Source organism: Quatrionicoccus australiensis (genome assembly GCF_020510425.1).
GTDB lineage: Bacteria > Pseudomonadota > Gammaproteobacteria > Burkholderiales > Rhodocyclaceae > Azonexus > Azonexus australiensis_A.
In genome coordinates this window covers 3,050,381-3,066,164 of sequence record NZ_JAHBAH010000001.1, presented here as the reverse complement: position 1 = coordinate 3,066,164, position 15,784 = coordinate 3,050,381, and the positions used below count along the sequence as shown (strand labels likewise).

At 61.5% G+C, this 15,784-nt stretch carries 18 protein-coding genes; 15 read left to right on the top strand and 3 right to left on the bottom strand.

The annotated features are described in order from the left end of the window. Positions 1 to 159: 159 nt before the first annotated feature. From nifH to KIG99_RS14735, 9 genes are all read left to right on the top strand, one after another. Positions 160 to 1,056: a nitrogenase iron protein gene (gene nifH / locus KIG99_RS14775; protein WP_226460838.1), complete on the top strand. Its 897-nt coding sequence runs from the start codon at positions 160 to 162 to the stop codon at positions 1,054 to 1,056. Positions 1,057 to 1,165: 109 nt separating this feature from the next. Beyond that, positions 1,166 to 2,638 carry a nitrogenase molybdenum-iron protein alpha chain gene (nifD, locus tag KIG99_RS14770; RefSeq protein ID WP_226460837.1) on the top strand — a complete coding sequence of 491 codons (1,473 nt, stop codon included), beginning with the start codon at positions 1,166 to 1,168 and terminating at the stop codon, positions 2,636 to 2,638. 167 nt (positions 2,639 to 2,805) lie between these two features. Continuing rightward, a complete protein-coding gene (nifK, locus tag KIG99_RS14765) occupies positions 2,806 to 4,374 on the top strand; it encodes a nitrogenase molybdenum-iron protein subunit beta (protein ID WP_226460836.1) in 1,569 nt (522 codons plus the stop codon). A 118-nt stretch (positions 4,375 to 4,492) separates the two neighbouring features. Then, on the top strand, positions 4,493 to 4,720 hold the full coding sequence (gene nifT / locus KIG99_RS14760) for a putative nitrogen fixation protein NifT (protein ID WP_028996171.1): 228 nt from the start codon (positions 4,493 to 4,495) through the stop codon (positions 4,718 to 4,720). Between the two features lie 102 nt (positions 4,721 to 4,822). After that, positions 4,823 to 5,014, top strand: coding sequence for a 4Fe-4S binding protein (locus KIG99_RS14755; protein ID WP_226460835.1), 192 nt, complete (start codon positions 4,823 to 4,825; stop codon positions 5,012 to 5,014). A gap of 83 nt (positions 5,015 to 5,097) precedes the next feature. Beyond that, positions 5,098 to 5,826, top strand: coding sequence for a dinitrogenase iron-molybdenum cofactor biosynthesis protein (locus tag KIG99_RS14750; protein WP_226460834.1), 729 nt, complete (start codon positions 5,098 to 5,100; stop codon positions 5,824 to 5,826). Next, positions 5,823 to 6,083 carry a DUF6129 family protein gene (locus KIG99_RS14745; protein ID WP_226460833.1) on the top strand — a complete coding sequence of 87 codons (261 nt, stop codon included), beginning with the start codon at positions 5,823 to 5,825 and terminating at the stop codon, positions 6,081 to 6,083. Before KIG99_RS14750 ends, KIG99_RS14745 begins: the two co-directional genes overlap by 4 nt. Next, positions 6,076 to 6,825, top strand: a complete 750-nt coding sequence (locus tag KIG99_RS14740; protein ID WP_226460832.1) for a 4Fe4S-binding leucine-rich repeat protein — start codon at positions 6,076 to 6,078, stop codon at positions 6,823 to 6,825. Before KIG99_RS14745 ends, KIG99_RS14740 begins: the two co-directional genes overlap by 8 nt. A gap of 16 nt (positions 6,826 to 6,841) precedes the next feature. Continuing rightward, positions 6,842 to 7,810: a hypothetical protein gene (locus tag KIG99_RS14735; protein ID WP_226460831.1), complete on the top strand. Its 969-nt coding sequence runs from the start codon at positions 6,842 to 6,844 to the stop codon at positions 7,808 to 7,810. 3 nt (positions 7,811 to 7,813) lie between these two features. Here KIG99_RS14735 and KIG99_RS14730 read toward each other — a convergent pair whose 3' ends face one another. From KIG99_RS14730 to KIG99_RS14720, 3 genes are all read right to left on the bottom strand, one after another. After that, positions 7,814 to 9,796: a putative bifunctional diguanylate cyclase/phosphodiesterase gene (locus tag KIG99_RS14730; RefSeq protein ID WP_226460830.1), complete on the bottom strand. Its 1,983-nt coding sequence runs from the start codon at positions 9,794 to 9,796 to the stop codon at positions 7,814 to 7,816. Between the two features lie 22 nt (positions 9,797 to 9,818). Further along, positions 9,819 to 10,655, bottom strand: a complete 837-nt coding sequence (locus KIG99_RS14725; RefSeq protein WP_226460829.1) for a phosphate/phosphite/phosphonate ABC transporter substrate-binding protein — start codon at positions 10,653 to 10,655, stop codon at positions 9,819 to 9,821. 90 nt (positions 10,656 to 10,745) lie between these two features. After that, positions 10,746 to 11,417 (bottom strand): thiopurine S-methyltransferase, encoded by a 672-nt coding sequence (locus KIG99_RS14720; protein ID WP_226460828.1) that lies wholly within the window; start codon positions 11,415 to 11,417, stop codon positions 10,746 to 10,748. 304 nt (positions 11,418 to 11,721) lie between these two features. On the opposite strand from KIG99_RS14720, the gene nifV reads away from it, so the two are divergent. From nifV to nifM, 6 genes are read left to right on the top strand one after another with little or no spacing between them, the layout of a single operon-like run. Beyond that, positions 11,722 to 12,858 (top strand): homocitrate synthase, encoded by a 1,137-nt coding sequence (gene nifV / locus KIG99_RS14715; RefSeq protein WP_226460827.1) that lies wholly within the window; start codon positions 11,722 to 11,724, stop codon positions 12,856 to 12,858. After that, a complete protein-coding gene (cysE, locus tag KIG99_RS14710; RefSeq protein ID WP_226460826.1) occupies positions 12,851 to 13,627 on the top strand; it encodes a serine O-acetyltransferase in 777 nt (258 codons plus the stop codon). Before nifV ends, cysE begins: the two co-directional genes overlap by 8 nt. Positions 13,628 to 13,634: 7 nt before the next feature. Then, entirely contained in the window at positions 13,635 to 14,165 is a 531-nt protein-coding gene (locus tag KIG99_RS14705) for a hypothetical protein (RefSeq protein WP_226460825.1), read from the top strand. A gap of 11 nt (positions 14,166 to 14,176) precedes the next feature. After that, positions 14,177 to 14,518 (top strand): nitrogenase-stabilizing/protective protein NifW, encoded by a 342-nt coding sequence (gene nifW, locus KIG99_RS14700; protein ID WP_226442680.1) that lies wholly within the window; start codon positions 14,177 to 14,179, stop codon positions 14,516 to 14,518. Continuing rightward, positions 14,515 to 14,988: a nitrogen fixation protein NifZ gene (locus KIG99_RS14695; RefSeq protein ID WP_226442679.1), complete on the top strand. Its 474-nt coding sequence runs from the start codon at positions 14,515 to 14,517 to the stop codon at positions 14,986 to 14,988. Before nifW ends, KIG99_RS14695 begins: the two co-directional genes overlap by 4 nt. Next, positions 14,969 to 15,784 carry a nitrogen fixation protein NifM gene (gene nifM, locus KIG99_RS14690; RefSeq protein WP_226460824.1) on the top strand — a complete coding sequence of 272 codons (816 nt, stop codon included), beginning with the start codon at positions 14,969 to 14,971 and terminating at the stop codon, positions 15,782 to 15,784. The genes KIG99_RS14695 and nifM overlap by 20 nt, the downstream gene beginning before the upstream one ends.

Sequence of the window (15,784 nt, the reverse complement as noted above, 5' to 3'; positions counted from 1 at the left end):
TGTAACCGCTTCACCTCGCGCCGGCTCTTTTTCTATTTTCATTTAACAATCAGCCACTTGGCTTGTTTTCGTCGACCTGGCACGCTACGTGCAGAAGGGATGGTGCGACTCATCAATGATTTCTTCGCAACTCGACTGACAGATCAAGGAGATTACACCATGGCAAAACTGCGTCAATGCGCCATCTACGGCAAAGGCGGCATCGGCAAGTCCACCACCACCCAGAATCTGGTGGCTGCACTCGCTGAATCCGGCAAGAAAGTAATGATTGTGGGTTGCGACCCGAAGGCCGACTCGACCCGCCTCATCCTGCACTCCAAGGCTCAAACCACCGTCATGCACCTGGCTGCCGAAGCCGGCTCCGTGGAAGACCTGGAACTCGAAGACGTCATGTCCATCGGTTTCGGTGGCATCAAGTGCGTCGAATCCGGCGGCCCGGAACCCGGCGTCGGCTGTGCCGGCCGCGGCGTTATCACCGCCATCAACTTCCTTGAAGAAGAAGGCGCTTACGACGACGAACTCGACTTCGTGTTCTACGACGTGCTCGGTGACGTGGTCTGCGGTGGCTTCGCCATGCCGATTCGCGAAAACAAGGCCCAGGAAATCTACATCGTTTGCTCCGGCGAAATGATGGCCATGTACGCTGCGAACAACATCGCCAAGGGTATCGTGAAGTATGCAAACTCGGGTTCCGTCCGTCTGGCCGGCCTGATCTGCAACTCGCGCAACACCGACCGCGAAGACGAATTGATCATGGCCCTGGCCGCTCGCCTGGGCACCACCATGATCCACTTCGTGCCGCGTCACAACGTTGTGCAGCACGCCGAAATCCGCCGTATGACCTGCGTTGAATACGATCCGTCGCACAAGCAGTCCGACGAATACCGCGCCCTGGCCAACAAGATCAACAACAACACCAACTTCGTCATCCCGACCCCGATCGAGATGGAAGAGCTGGAAACCCTGTTGATGGAATTCGGCATCATGGAAGTCGAAGACGAATCCATCGTCGGCAAGACCGCAGCCGAACTGGCTGCCGAAGCCGCCGCAGCCTGATCGCAGTTCCCGGTTCGCTGCTTCGGTAGCGAACCAGTACCGCCAAGCATTCAACCAACTGTTGGCGTCGTGCACAGATAGTTGCCGGCGCAACGAAAGGAGTTTCACCATGGCAGCGCTCACCCGCGACGAAACCGCAGCCCTCATTGCCGAGGTGCTGGAGGTTTATCCCGAGAAGGCCAAGAAGGACCGTGCCAAGCACTTGATGATCAACGACAAGGAACTCGAGTCGTCGAAGAAGTGCATTACTTCCAACCGCAAGTCCCTGCCGGGCGTCATGACCATGCGTGGTTGTGCCTACGCCGGCTCCAAGGGTGTGGTCTGGGGTCCGATCAAGGACATCATCTCCATCTCCCACGGCCCGATTGGTTGCGGTCAGTACGCCCGCGCCGGTCGTCGCAACTACTACGTCGGCACCACCGGTGTCGATGCCTTCTGCGAAATGAACTTCACCTCGGACTTCCAGGAGAAGGACATCGTTTTCGGCGGCGACAAGAAGCTCGCCAAGCTGATCGACGAAATCGAAATGCTCTTCCCGCTGAACAAGGGTATCTCCGTTCAGTCCGAGTGCCCGATCGGCCTGATCGGTGACGACATCGAAGCCGTCTCCAAGAAGGCTGCTGCTGCCCTCAACAAGCCGGTCGTGCCGGTGCGTTGCGAAGGCTTCCGCGGTGTTTCCCAGTCGCTCGGCCACCACATCGCCAACGACTCCGTCCGCGACTGGATCATCTCCAACCGTGACGGCCAGGCTTTCGAAACCACCCCGTACGACGTCGCCATCCTCGGCGACTACAACATCGGTGGTGACGCCTGGGCTTCGCGCATCCTGCTCGAAGAGATGGGTCTGCGCGTCGTTGCCCAGTGGTCCGGCGACGGCACCCTGGCCGAAATGGAAAACACCCCGAAGGTCAAGCTGAACCTGCTGCACTGCTACCGTTCGATGAACTACATCTCCCGCCACATGGAAGAGAAGTACGGGATTCCCTGGCTCGAGTACAACTTCTTCGGCCCGACCAAGATCAAGGAATCGCTGCGCAAGATCGCTTCCTTCTTCGACGACAGCATCAAGGCTGGCGCCGAGCGCGTCATCGAGAAGTACACGCCGATGATGGATGCCGTGATCGCCAAGTATCGTCCGCGCCTCGAAGGCAAGAAGGTCATGCTCTACGTCGGCGGTCTGCGTCCGCGTCACGTGGTTGGCGCCTACGAAGATCTGGGCATGGAAGTGGTCGGTACCGGCTACGAATTTGCCCACAACGATGACTACGATCGCACGATCAAGGACATGGGCGATGCCACGCTGATTTACGACGACGTCACCGGCTACGAGTTCGAAGAATTCGTCAAGGCGATGAAGCCTGATCTGATCGGTTCCGGCATCAAGGAAAAGTATGTCTTCCACAAGATGGGCATTCCTTTCCGCCAGCTCCACTCCTGGGACTACTCGGGCCCCTACCACGGTTGTGACGGTTTCGCCATTTTCGCCAAGGACATGGACCTGACCCTGAACAATCCGTGCTGGAACCTGATGAAGACTCCCTGGCAGAAGGATGCTTCGGAAGCCGAAAAGAAGGCCGCCTAAAGCAGGATCGGGAAAGCAGGATCGAGGATTTAGATATTAGGATCGAGTAGGCAAAGGCAAGACCAACACCACTCAATCCTCGATCCTCGATCCTAATAACTCGCTCTCGCCTTTGTACAACTTACGCCCGTATCCACAGATAGGTGGTGCGGGCGAAGGAGATCAAGATGCAAACCGTAGATAAGATCAAGCCGTGTTTCCCGCTCTTCCGCGATGATGACTACAAAGCCACCATCTCGAACAAGCGTGCCCAGTTCGAAGAAGGCCATGGCGCCGACAAGGTCGCCGAAACCTTCGCCTGGACGACGACCCAGGAATATCAGGACCTCAACTTCAAGCGCGAAGCCCTGACCATCAACCCGGCCAAGGCCTGCCAGCCGCTCGGCTCCGCCCTGTGCTCGCTGGGTTTTGCCAAGACCCTGGTGTACATCCACGGCTCGCAAGGCTGTATCGCCTACTTCCGTACCTACTTCAACCGTCACTTCAAGGAGCCGATCGCCATCATCGCCGACTCGATGACGGAAGATGCCGCCGTGTTCGGTGGCCAGAAGAACGTGCATGAAGGTCTGGCCAACGCCACCAAGCTCTACGGCGCGGAAATGATCGCGATGTCGACGACCTGTATCGCCGAAGTCATCGGTGATGACTTGAACGCCTTCATCGGTAACGCCCGCAAGGAAGGCAACCTGGACAAGGATTTCCCGGTTCCCTTCGCGCACACCCCGTCTTTCGTCGGCTCGCACGTCACCGGCTGGGACAACATGGAAGAAGGCATCCTCAAGTACTTCACGCTGAACCACATGGAAGGCAAGGTGGTCGGCTCGAACGGCAAGATCAACTTCGTGCCCGGCTTCGAAACCTACCTCGGCAACTTCCGCATCATCAAGCGCTACATGAAGGAAATGGGCGTCGATTACACGATGCTCTCCGATCCGGAAGAAATCCTCGACACCCCGGCTGACGGCGAATTCCGCATGTACGCCGGCGGCACGACGATCGACGAAGTCAAGGATGCGCCGAACGCCATCACCACCTTCCTGATCCAGCCGATGCAGCTCGACAAGACGAAGAAATTCGTCGAAAACACCTGGAATCATGAAGTGCCGAAGCTCAACATCCCGATGGGTGTCGAATGGACCGACGAATTCCTGATGAAGGTTTCCGAAGTCACCGGCAAGCCGATCCCGGCTTCCATCTCGCTGGAACGCGGCCGTCTGCTCGACATGATGACCGACTCCCACGCCTGGCTGCACGGCAAGAAGATGGCCATCTACGGTGACCCGGACTTCGTCATGGGCATGGTCAAGCTGATGATGGAATTCGGTATCGAACCGACCCACGTCGTCAGCAACAACGGTTCCAAGAAGTGGGGCAAGGCCATGGAAAAACTGCTGGCTTCCTCGCCCTACGGCGCCGGTGCCAAGGTTTATCCGGGCGCCGACCTCTGGCACCTGCGCAGCCTGTGCTTCACCGACAAGCCGGATTTCCTGGTCGGTAACAGCTACGGCAAGTACATCCAGCGCGACACGCTGCACAAGGGTCCCGAGTTCGAAGTTCCGCTGATCCGCATCGGCTTCCCGATCTTCGACCGTCACCACCTGCATCGCATGACCACGCTGGGCTACGAAGGCGCCATGTACGTCCTGACCACCCTGACCAACACGGTTCTGGAAAAGCTCGACGACCAGACCCGCGGCATGGGTACGACCGACTACAACCACGACCTGGTTCGGTAATAGGAAGCAGGATCGAGGATCCAGGAGTTAGGATCGAGTGGGCCAAGGCAAAAGCCGGACGCCTACTCGATCCTCGATCCTAATAGCTCGATCCTGCAACTCTGAAGGAGTTGCAACAATGGCCAACATCATGATTCGTCAGAACGCTGCCGGTGGGCTGGTGTTTTATTTGCCGAAGCGCGACCTGGAAGCCGCCATCAACTCCATCGAGTTCGACACCCCGGAAAAATGGGGCGGCGAACTGAAGCTGGAGAACGGTGGCAGTTACTACGTCGACCCGATCGCCAAACCGCCCCGCCTGCCGATCTCGGTGCGAGCCAAGCGACTCGGCGCTGCTGAAGACTAGGATCGAGGAATTAGCTATTAGGATCGAGCAAAGGCAAAACCGCGCCGCTCACTCGATCCTAGGCAACTCGATCCTAGGCAACTAATCACTAGGAGCTAAATCATGGCAATGTATATCGATCCCGACATGTGTACCGCCTGCGACGACTGCCGGCCGATCTGCCCGACCAAGGCGATCAGCAAGGGCAAGGTGTTCTTCACCATCGACGCCAGCAAGTGCACGGAATGCGAAGGCGAGAACGACTCGCCGATGTGCGTGAACGTCTGTCCGTCCGGCTGTATCTCGCCGGCCTGATCGCCAGAGAGTCAGGAACCGAGCATCTGCAGCGGTCGACCGCTGCGGATGCTCCATTCCAGACCCTCACATGGAGCACCCTCATGTCCGCAACCCCCATCGCCTCCCGCGAAGCCGCTCTCCGTATCGCCCTGGCAGCCCGTGCCCTCGATGGCCTGGACGTCCGTGCCCTGGTCGGCGCGCTCTCGGAGAAGTTCGATCTGCCGCTCACCGAGTCCAAGCTCGCCTCGATCACCGTGGAAGACCTGCGCAGCATCCTGGCCGGCGACCATGCCGAAGAAAACTGTGTCGTCGGCCTCTCCGCCGATGCGCTCAAGGAAGCCGTCCGCTTCCTGTGGGGCGAAAACATCGAGAACAGCGATACGCCAGCGGTCGACCGCTACGAAGAGGGAGAAATGCCCGGCTCGATCCGCGTCGCCATCGCCAATAACAAGGGCGAGAACCTGGACGGCCATTTCGGCTCCTGCGAACGCTTCCTCGTCTATCAGGTGTCTTCCGACAAGATCAAGCTGGTGGCGATCCGCTCCGGCCTTGATGCCGATGCCGAAGAAGACAAGAACAAGGCGCGCGCCGCAGTGATCGCCGATTGCGATCTGGTCTACATCCAGTCGATCGGCGGCCCGGCCGCGGCCAAGGTCGTGCGGGTCGGCGTCCATCCGCTGAAGAAGCCGAAGGGCGGCCCGGTCCGCGTCGTTCTCGACGAACTGCAGAGCGCCCTGCACAGCCCGCCGCCCTGGCTGGCCCGCATCATGGGTCTGCCGGCAGCGTCACTCGCCAAGTTCGAAGTCGAGGAAGAGGAAGAAGAAGCATGATCAGCCCGGAACTTCTCGCCGATGTCGGCGCTGCGGTTCGGCTGAATCCTTCGGTAAGCAGCCTGCGCCCGCTGTTCCCGGCGCTGCACTTTTCCGAGTGTTCGGCCGATGACATCAATGCCCGCTTCAACCCGGTATTTGACTGCGAAGGCTACGAGCTCTACCTGATCTCGGGCGCCAGCGGCCATTGCCTTGAGCTGACCAGCGACTTCAATGCGGCCACCGGCATCATCGTCGCCGCCAAGTCAGATGACTGAACAGGCGAGCATCGGCGTCGGCCGCTACGGCCTGTGCGCCGGTTGCCCGTACACCGACAGTCATCTCGGTCACGACCGTTGCAAACCGGGCGATAGCTGCGTACGCGCCCACAGCGGTCGCCAGATCGACCGCTTCTTTCGCGCCAACAAGGACCAGGCCGAACATTTTCTCGCCGACCTGTTCTGGGAAAGACGCGCCATCGCAGCGCGCTATGCGCCGATCGAGCTGATCGGTCATCTGGTCAATGACAACGATGAAATCGTGCGGCGCGTCGTGGTCGACCGTATTCCGGCCGACATTCTGGTCAGGATGATCAGCGACCCGGATCGCGAGGTCCGCCTGGGCGTTGCCGCCCGCATTCCCGAAGAACACCTGGCGCGCATGCTGCACGACCCGGATTACCTGATCCGCGCCACCGTTGCCCGCCGCCTGCCGCACGGTCAACTCGCCAGGATGGCCAAGGACAGCGAACGCGAAGTACGCAAGGTGGTTGCCGCCCGCCTGCCGGCATTTGCACTCGACATGCTGGTCGCCGATCCGGAGCCGGAAGTTCGCGCCATCGTTGCCGAACGCGCCCTGCCCGGCCTCGCTGCCGCCCTGCTCGGAGACAGCGAATGGTGGGTACGCCTCGCCGCCGTGGGCAATGCGCCGCTCGAAAACCTGCCGCCGCTGATCAACGACCCGGAAAGCGAGGTCCGCGAAGCAGCCCAGACCCGTCTGACCGAAGAAAACGCTACTTGAAAACGAGGAACACCCGATGAAAGAAACCCTGGCCTGGTCGGAATATTGCAAATCGCTTGCTACACCCGTTGTCGAAACCTGCACCAAGGTGCCGGTCAGCAGCGGCCCGGGCGCCTTCGTCAAGGCACTCGGCCAGGCGCTGCCGGACTGGAAGTTTCGCCACGCAATGAGCCGCGGCGGCTGGTACCGCCTGGGCGGTATCGTCGACGGCAATGGACAACATATCTCCGATAGCCTTGAAAGCTGGGTCGAAGCCGCGCTCGACGAGCGCGATGGCGACATCGGCCAGCTGATCGATGACTTCGCCGGGCAAACGCTGTACGCCACCCGCCTGGTTGGCCAGACGCATTACCTGGTTGCCTCGGCCGGCGAAGAGACCGACGACTTCCTGCAACTGGAAATCGAAGACCTGCAGGAAATGCGCGTGCATCGCCTGTTCGCCAACGAACCGGCGACCCTGGAGGAACTGGTCGATCCGCGCGGCAGCGGCGACTTGCAGCAACCGATCGGCCTGCCGGTCTACGCCTTCCGCCGCCTGCAGCATATCGGCGCCTTCCTCAAGCGCATGCTGGCGCAAAAACCCGAAGCCGCGCCGGTACACCGGATGATCGAAGACTGGGCAAAAAGCAGTGCCGGCAACACCAGTACCTTCTACAACCACTGGGTGATCGCCACCCGCGAGCATCTCGACCGCTATCACCAGAGCGTCTTCCGCGCCCAGCCGATTGCCACGCTGGCCGGCGAGGCACCGGAATTCGATGCAACACCGGGCACCAACGGACTGGAGTTATATGCAGCCCTCGGTCATTTCGACCGCGAAGCGGGCTACCCGCTGGCCTGGTATTTCCACATGCTGACCAGCAAGGCCGTACCGCACTGGGTGGCCCAAACCGTTGTCGAAGATGCCCTGGCCGGCTTCGCCTACCTGCCGCAGCGCGACGTCGATGTCGTGCGCAGCTGGCTGCATCGGCCGTACGCGGTCTGACGCCTAGAAAGGGCTCGGTTCGTGCAGGGCAAAACCCTGCGCGTAATCGACCCCGAGTTCCCTGACGATATCGACGATTTCCGGCTCGGCGACAAACTCGGCCACCGTGCGCAAACCATGCGCCTTGGCCAGGCCGATGATCGCCTCGACGGTGGCGCGATCGATCGGATCATGCGCCAGGTTGCGGATGAACTGGCCGTCGATCTTCAGGTAATCGACATTGAAGCGCTTCAGATAACCGAATGAAGACAGGCCGCTGCCGAAATCGTCGAGCGCGATCGTGCTGCCCATGTGATGCGCATCGGCGATCAGCGCCAGGGCGCCGCCCAGGTTGCCGATCGCCTGGCTCTCGGTGATCTCGAAGCAGATCTGGGCCGGATCGATGCCGTAGAAGGCAATCCGCTCGGCAATGAAATGCCGCATGCCATCCTCGGCCAGGCCGGCCCCGGAAAGATTGATATTGACGTGGTGGAACGGTAGACCGCCGCTGCGGGCAAATTCCTGCAAGCGGGCCAGCGCGGCATTGATCACCCAGCGGTCGATGAAAGGCATCAGGTTGTAGCGCTCGGCGGCCGGGATGAAGCGCCCGGGCAAGACGACATTGCCGGCATCATCACGCATGCGGATGAGGACTTCGGCATGATCCGGACGCCCCGGCTGCAGCGAGGTGATACGCTGGTGATAGAGCACGAAGCAATCATCCTGCAGGGCTGCCGTGATGCCGGCCAGCGAGGCCAGTTCATCCTGGCGCTGGCGGAAGTAGTCGTCGCCCGGCGCATAGACTTCAACCCGGTTGCGGCCATGCTCCTTGGCCGCATAGCAGGCCGTATCGGCGGCGATCAGCAGGCTGGTCACCGTATCGATATGCGGCGACACCTGGACCAGGCCGATACTGGCGCCAAGCTGGAAGGCGCGACCTTCCCAGACGAAGGGGAAGGCACGGATTTCATCGATCATCATCTGCGCCCGGGCACGGGCACCGTCCGGCGTGGCATTGAGCAGGACCATGCCAAACTCGTCGCCGCCCAGGCGGGCAACGAAGTCAGCCCCGAAGCGTTCACTCATCACCCGCCCCAGCGACTGCAGCAGGAGATCGCCGGCGGCATGACCGCAGGAATCGTTGACCGCCTTGAACTGGTCGAGATCGAGGTAAAGCACATACAAGGACTGGCTGTAACGGATGCGCAGCGCCTCTTCCAGATTGGCCTCGAACGCGCGTCGATTGTGCAGTCCGGTCAGCGAGTCATGCCCGGCCTGGCGGGCCAGTTCATCGACCCGGGTTTCGACTGCGCTGGCCATCGCATTGAAACTTTTGGCCAGCAAGCCGATTTCATCCCGGGTCGGCACGTCGAGATGCACCGAATAGTCCCCCTCGGCCACCCGCGCCGCGGCACGGGTCAGGATTTGCAGATGCCGGGTCAGCCACAGACCCGACAACAGCAGCAGGATCAGGGTCAGCACCACACCGGCAGCAGCAACCAGCAAGCCCTGCCAGATCAGCTGCCGGCTGGCGCTGGCGATGAATCCGGTATCCAGTCCGAGATGCACGCTGCCATAGCGCTGCCCCTGAAAATCAACCGGAAACACCAGGTGCATCACTTCGCCCCAGGCAATATTCTCTTGATCCTGTGGCTGGGGCAGCGCCGCCCCCACGGGGTGACCGGAGGCTGCAAGCAGCTTGCCATCCGGCGCAGTCACTGCGATGTAATGCAACTCGTCGGTCTGCCGCCAGCCATCAAGAATATCGCGCAGGGTGGCGTAATCACGGGAGACCAGCGGCACGGCGATCGCCGTCTGGTAAGCCAGTTGCAGTGCTTGCACATGCTGGCCCAACTGCCGCCCAAGCTGGTTCTCCATGTGCCGCAGGCCGCTGCCCAGCATGACGGCCAGCACCAGGATTTCGATGGACAGCGCCGCCAGCAGCAGGCGGGTACGCAGCGAGTGGAAGAAAGGTACCTTGCGCGGGGTATTGCCGGAAACATTCATCGCGGTTTCGTTACCTGAGTATTCAGTGGGCGCCCAGATTCATCTGCTGGCGCACAAGGCTGACATACGGCAGCAAGGCCCTGATGTCGGCCTCCGTCACGTTGTCATAGCCCTGATAACCGGTTTCCCTGAAAAACTGCATGCCTTCTTCGCTGGCAGCGAACTCGGCCAACGCCTGGCGGACCAGTTCGACCTCGGCCTTGCCGAGTCGCTCGTGCGCCAGCGTCATCAGATGCGGGATGCGAATATCGGAAGGCAGCAGCCGAACCCGTTCGCTGATATCTTTCGGCACCTGCTTCAATGGCGTATGCGTGGTCAATGCCGCATCTGCCTCGCCGACCGCCACGGCAGCGACAGCCGCGCCATGGGTCGGGTATTCGCGGACCTGGTAGTCACGCCCGGGCAGCATGCCTTTGTCAGCCAGCCATTTCATGCCGCCGATCGAGGAAATCGAGAAGCGGCTGGAAAGCGCCACGCTACGCCCCTTGAGGGTTTCAGCGGAAGTAATGTCGGAAGCCGAGCGAACAACGAAAACCGGTTGCAGCGGCGCCTTGTAATGCACCAGGGGAACATACCCCTTCTCGATCGACATCACGGCAAAATGCGGCCCGGTGATCAACAGATCGTAACGCCCGGCCAGCGACTCGTTTACGAAGGCGGTGTAATCGGCTTCGGTAAACACTTCGATGGGGCGGCCGAGACGTCGCTCAAGTGCAAGGCGCAGCGGCTGATGTGTCTTGATCAGCGCCAGGGCGCTGTTGAAGGGCATGATGCCGAGCTTGAGCGGGGGAACGGCAAAAGCCGTTTGGGCGAAGACCAGAGCAAAAATTGCCAGCACCGAACAAACAATGCGACGCATGACGACAGCCTTGAGCGATGAATGCCACCAATCTATCACCAAACGCATAGATGAAAGCGATCTAGATCAAGAACCTTGCCAATCTCGCCTTCACAGCGCTTTCGGGGTCAGCAGATAAACCTTGTGCTCGACCCTGACCTGTTCGCTGACATCCGGATCGGGATCTGCCTCGAAAACGCTTTCGACGTGATCGAGACGAATGTCGTAGGCATCGGCATAAAGCGTCGTGATTTCGTCGGCCACGGCAAACGGCTGATCGGCAGTCTCCCAGGCTTCCGGCTCCTCGGCCGTCAGCAGCAGGATCCGGCAACTGGCCGGGACGATGTCGCGCAGATGCTTCAGGTAGGCGGCACGCAGATCATCGGGTAAGGCGGTCAGCGCCGCGCGGTCGAAGACGGCGCCAATCTCGCCCAGATCAGCGGCCGTGAGCTGGAAAAAATCACCGCAGAGAATGCCGATCCGGCCATGTTCCCACAGCGTGAATGCCCCAACCCGACGCTTTGTCGGCTGCATCCGGTTTTCGCGGAAAAAGGCGCGCGCCGCAAGCGGGCTGAGCTCGACCCCGATCACCGCATGTCCCTGCTGCGCCAGCCAGAGCATGTCCAGGCTCTTGCCGCACAGCGGCACGAAAACCCGCTCACCGGCGGCCAGTCCGAGGCCGGACCAGAAACGGATCAGGTGCGGATTGACCACCTTCTGGTGGAAATCCGTATTCCGGTCGCGCCAGGATTGCTGCCAGAGTTCATTGTCGCGTCCGGTCATCGCGGACTCCCTTCGCAAGAGGTGATGTTTCGTGTGAATAAAGCAGAAAAGCTGCTGATCGAAACACACAACACTTCGCGGGAAGCGCCATGCAGGCCGAAAGGCATGCGCAGGAAAGCGGGCGCCACAGACGCCCGGCGTGCATTCAGCCTAACACCGAATCTGCCGCATCGGTGAGCTGCGGCGATTGTCGGATTCTCGACACAGACCAGACAGCCATCCGGTCAACAACAAAAAAACAGCTTTTTTTCAATGACTTGATAATTGGCACCACCCTTGCTTAGAAGGTAGCGAGGAGAATTCCATGACCCAGGCTTTCATCACCATCAATGACACCACCCTGCGCGACGGCGAACAGTCGGCCGGCGTGGCGTTCTCGCTGGGCGAAAAACTGGAGATCGCCCGCCAGCTCGCCGCGATCGGCGTGCCCGAACTGGAAGTCGGCATCCCGGCGATGGGTCCGGAAGAACGCGACTCGATCCGCGCCGTCGCCGACATGAAGCTCGCGCCGCGCCTGATGCTGTGGAGCCGCATGCACCCGGCCGACATCGCCGCCTGCGCCAATCTCGGCGCGCACCTGATCGACATCTCGGTACCGGCCTCCGACCAGCACCTCGCCTACAAACTCAAGCAGGACCGCGCCTGGCTGCTGCGCGAACTGCCCAAATACATCGGCGCCGCCCTCAACCTCGGCCTCGAAGTCGGCCTCGGCTGCGAGGATGCCTCGCGCGCCGACATGAACTTCCTCTGTGCCCTGGCCGAAACCGCCGAACGCTGTGGCGCCCGTCGCCTGCGCTTCGCCGACACGCTGGGCATCCTCGAACCCTTCGGCACCTTCGACAAAATCGCCACTTTGCGGCGGTCGACCGGTCTGGAAATCGAAATGCACGCCCACGACGACATGGGGCTGGCCACCGCCAACACGCTGGCCGCCTGCAAGGCCGGCGCGACGCACGTCAACACCACGGTCAACGGCCTCGGCGAACGCGCCGGCAATGCGCCGCTCGAAGAAGTCGTACTCGGCCTGAAGAAACTCTACGACATGGAAACCGGGGTCAGCCTGAAGGGCTTCCCTGCCCTGTCCAGCCAGGTGGCCAGCGCCTCGGGGCGCGCCGTGCCCTGGCAGAAGAGCATCGTCGGCGCCGGCGCCTTCACGCACGAAGCCGGCATCCATGTCGATGGCCTGTTGAAGCACCCGGATAACTACCAGGGCTACGACCCGCAGGAAGTCGGCGCCGCGCACCGCATCGTGCTCGGCAAGCACTCCGGCTCGCGCGCCGTGCAGGTCGTCTATGCCGGGCTCGACCTGACCGTCAGCGAAGCCGAAGCCCAGGCCCTTTTGCCACGCGTCCGCAACTTTGTCGCCGAACACAAACATCCGCCGGAAACGCCCGATCTGCGGGCACTTCTGGCCTCCGTCAGGAGCCACCTCCATGTCTGAAGCGATCACCATGACAGCTAGCCTTACCGCCACGCCGGGCCTCTGGGCGATTCTCCGCGAAGATCTGGCCTGCGTCTTCCAGCGCGACCCGGCCGCCCGCTCGACGTTCGAGGTCCTGACCACCTATCCCGGTGTGCATGCCGTGCTCACCCACCGCCTGTCGCATCGCCTGTGGCGCGCCGGCTGGCGCTTCCCGGCGCGTTTGCTGTCCTTCCTCGGGCGCACGCTGACCAATGTCGACATCCACCCCGGTGCCACCATCGGCCGCCGCTTCTTCATCGATCACGGTGCCTGCGTCGTGATCGGTGAAACGGCCGAGGTCGGCAACGATGTGACGCTCTACCACGGCGTCACGCTGGGCGGCACCTCGTGGAACAAGGGCAAACGCCACCCGACCCTGGCCGATGGCGTCGTCGTCGGTGCCGGCGCCAAGATTCTCGGCCCGATCATGATTGGCGAACGCGTTCGCGTCGGCGCCAACTCGGTCGTCGTCAAAAACGTCCCGGCCGACCGCACCGTGGTCGGCGTACCCGGCCGCATCGTCGATACCCGCGCCGGCAGTGCCCGCCCGGAAAACGGCATCAGCCTCGACCACAACCTGCTGCCCGACCCGGTCGCCAAGTCGATCGCCTGCCTGATCGAGCGTATCGAAAGCATGGAAAAGGAACTCGCCGAACTGCGCCACGAACCGCCGCCCGCCGATCACAGCGGCGAATGCCGGACGTGCACGGCCGGCGACCTGTGCTGCGAACACGAAGCGATGCACTGAGCACACCATGGACCTGCTCGACTTTTCCGACTGCAAGCTTTACTTCGAAGATCCGCTGCCGGCTGCCGCCGAACAGCTGATTGCCCAGGCGTCGAGCGAATACGGCGAAGACACGGCCGAACTCGCGCTGCTACGCGCCCACCTGATGGCGCCGGACAACCTGACCGTGCTGGTCGGCCTCTACCGTTACTATTTTTACCAGCATCGCCTGGACGACGCGCTGATGGTCGCCGAACGCGCCATGCAGCTCTCCGGGCGCCTGCTCGGCCTCTCGCCCGACTGGCGCACGCTCGACGAGACGCGGCTCGGCACCGCCGCTGCCAATTCCTTCGGGATGATGCGTTTTTACCTGCTGGCATTGAAGGCGGCGAGCGTGGTCCTGCTCCGCCTCGGCCAGATCGACGCCTCGCGTGACCGTCTGATCAAGCTGGCCGGCCTCGACAGCCGCGATCAACTCGGCGCCGCCAAGTTGCTCGAAGTCGTCGATGCCTTCCATCACCCCGCCGAAGAACCCGAAATCCAATTAGCAGCAGCCTGAGGAGTAGCACCATGGACGAAACACTTAGCCTAGCCGAAGCCCTCGAAGACCTGGTCTCTGCCGAGGATTTTCTCGACTTTTTCGAGATCCCGTACGAGCCGAGCGTGGTGCATGTGAACCGCCTGCACATCCTGCAGCGCTTTCACGACTACCTCGCCCGCCAGGCGCCCAACCTGCCACCGGAAGAAGACCAGCAGCGCGGCATCTACCGTCTGTGGCTGGAACGTGCCTACCAGGATTTCGTCGTTTCCGACTCGTTGACCGAGAAGGTCTTCGCCGTCTTCCAGACTGTCTCGAAACCGGAAGGCGGCATGAGCTCCTTCGTATCCATCGACAAGGTATTCCGCGAATGAACGGCTCACGCTGGGAACAGGGCGATGCCGTCCGCCTGATCCGCAACGTCCGCAATGACGGCACCTATCCCGGCATGGACCCTGGCATGCCGCTGGTCCGTCGCGGCAGCATCGGCTACGTGATGGACGTCGGCACCTTCCTGCAGGACCAGATCATCTATTCGGTGAACTTCCTCGACGAAGACCGCATCGTCGGTTGCCGCGAGGAAGAGCTGATCGGCGGCGACGATCCGTGGGTACCCTCGCGCTTCGAGTTCCGCGAAAAAGTCCGCTCGATCAAGGGCCTTTCGGTAGGCGGCGAAGTCCTGGTGCCGCCCGGCGCGATCGGCGAGGTTATCAAGGTGGTCCGTCACGCCCCCGGCGGTGCGGCCTATCACATTCACTTCGAATGCCTGCTCGGGCGCGTCCTGCAGATTCCTGAGGACGCCCTGGATGCAGTGGAGCAAGACAATGCAGACCGGATATCTTGAACTGAAACTTGCCTGGGAACTGTTCCACAAGGCGCCGGAAACCCTCTCCGAGCCGGAACGTGGCCGCCTCGCCGAAGTTGCCAACCGCCAGAACAGCATCGAGCAGCGCATCCTGCTCAGCCCAGAAGCCGCCAATGTGATCGTTCCGGCGGCGACGCTGAGCACCCGCCTCGGCGAAATCCGCCAGCGCTACGCCAGCATCGACGATTACCAGCACGACCTGGAACGCAGCGGCCTGAACGAAACGACGCTGGGCGAAGCGGTCGAGCGCGACCTGCGTGTCGAAAGCGTGCTCGAGAAAATCGCTGCCGATACGCCGCCGGTCAGCGCCATCGATGCCGAGATCTATTACCGCCTGCATCCGGAAGCCTTTGACCGGCCGGAAGCCCGTCGCCTGCGTCACATCCTGGTCACCTTCAACAATCCGAAGCAGAAGCTCAAGGTGCTCAAGGAACTGGAAGCGCTACGGGCTACGCTGAGCAGTGACCAGAAATTCGCCAATGCCGCGCTGCGCCATTCGCAATGCCCGACCGCCGTCGAAGGCGGCAAGCTCGGCACCGTCAAGCGCGGCCAGCTCTACGCCGAACTCGAGCCGTATGCCTTTGCACTGGAAGAAGGTGAAGTTTCCGCCGTGCTCGAGTCGCCGATCGGCCTGCACCTGATGCGCTGCGACGAAATCCTCGAGAGCGGCATGCTGTCCTTTGCCGAAGTTGCCGACAAGATCACCGAACGCCTCGGCGACAAGCGCCGCAAGGACGCCCAGCGCGCCTGGATACTGGCTCTGCCGAAAATCTGA

Bases quoted from the DNA above. Each gene is read 5' to 3' on its own strand.
- nifH (WP_226460838.1), top strand. From the start codon at position 160: ATGGCAAAACTGCGTCAATGCGCCATCTACGGCAAAGGCGGCATCGGC.
- nifD (WP_226460837.1), top strand. From the start codon at position 1,166: ATGGCAGCGCTCACCCGCGACGAAACCGCAGCCCTCATTGCCGAGGTG.
- nifK (WP_226460836.1), top strand. From the start codon at position 2,806: ATGCAAACCGTAGATAAGATCAAGCCGTGTTTCCCGCTCTTCCGCGAT.
- nifT (WP_028996171.1), top strand. From the start codon at position 4,493: ATGGCCAACATCATGATTCGTCAGAACGCTGCCGGTGGGCTGGTGTTT.
- KIG99_RS14755 (WP_226460835.1), top strand. From the start codon at position 4,823: ATGGCAATGTATATCGATCCCGACATGTGTACCGCCTGCGACGACTGC.
- KIG99_RS14750 (WP_226460834.1), top strand. From the start codon at position 5,098: ATGTCCGCAACCCCCATCGCCTCCCGCGAAGCCGCTCTCCGTATCGCC.
- KIG99_RS14745 (WP_226460833.1), top strand. From the start codon at position 5,823: ATGATCAGCCCGGAACTTCTCGCCGATGTCGGCGCTGCGGTTCGGCTG.
- KIG99_RS14740 (WP_226460832.1), top strand. From the start codon at position 6,076: ATGACTGAACAGGCGAGCATCGGCGTCGGCCGCTACGGCCTGTGCGCC.
- KIG99_RS14735 (WP_226460831.1), top strand. From the start codon at position 6,842: ATGAAAGAAACCCTGGCCTGGTCGGAATATTGCAAATCGCTTGCTACA.
- KIG99_RS14730 (WP_226460830.1), bottom strand. From the start codon at position 9,796: ATGAATGTTTCCGGCAATACCCCGCGCAAGGTACCTTTCTTCCACTCG.
- KIG99_RS14725 (WP_226460829.1), bottom strand. From the start codon at position 10,655: ATGCGTCGCATTGTTTGTTCGGTGCTGGCAATTTTTGCTCTGGTCTTC.
- KIG99_RS14720 (WP_226460828.1), bottom strand. From the start codon at position 11,417: ATGACCGGACGCGACAATGAACTCTGGCAGCAATCCTGGCGCGACCGG.
- nifV (WP_226460827.1), top strand. From the start codon at position 11,722: ATGACCCAGGCTTTCATCACCATCAATGACACCACCCTGCGCGACGGC.
- cysE (WP_226460826.1), top strand. From the start codon at position 12,851: ATGTCTGAAGCGATCACCATGACAGCTAGCCTTACCGCCACGCCGGGC.
- KIG99_RS14705 (WP_226460825.1), top strand. From the start codon at position 13,635: ATGGACCTGCTCGACTTTTCCGACTGCAAGCTTTACTTCGAAGATCCG.
- nifW (WP_226442680.1), top strand. From the start codon at position 14,177: ATGGACGAAACACTTAGCCTAGCCGAAGCCCTCGAAGACCTGGTCTCT.
- KIG99_RS14695 (WP_226442679.1), top strand. From the start codon at position 14,515: ATGAACGGCTCACGCTGGGAACAGGGCGATGCCGTCCGCCTGATCCGC.
- nifM (WP_226460824.1), top strand. From the start codon at position 14,969: ATGCAGACCGGATATCTTGAACTGAAACTTGCCTGGGAACTGTTCCAC.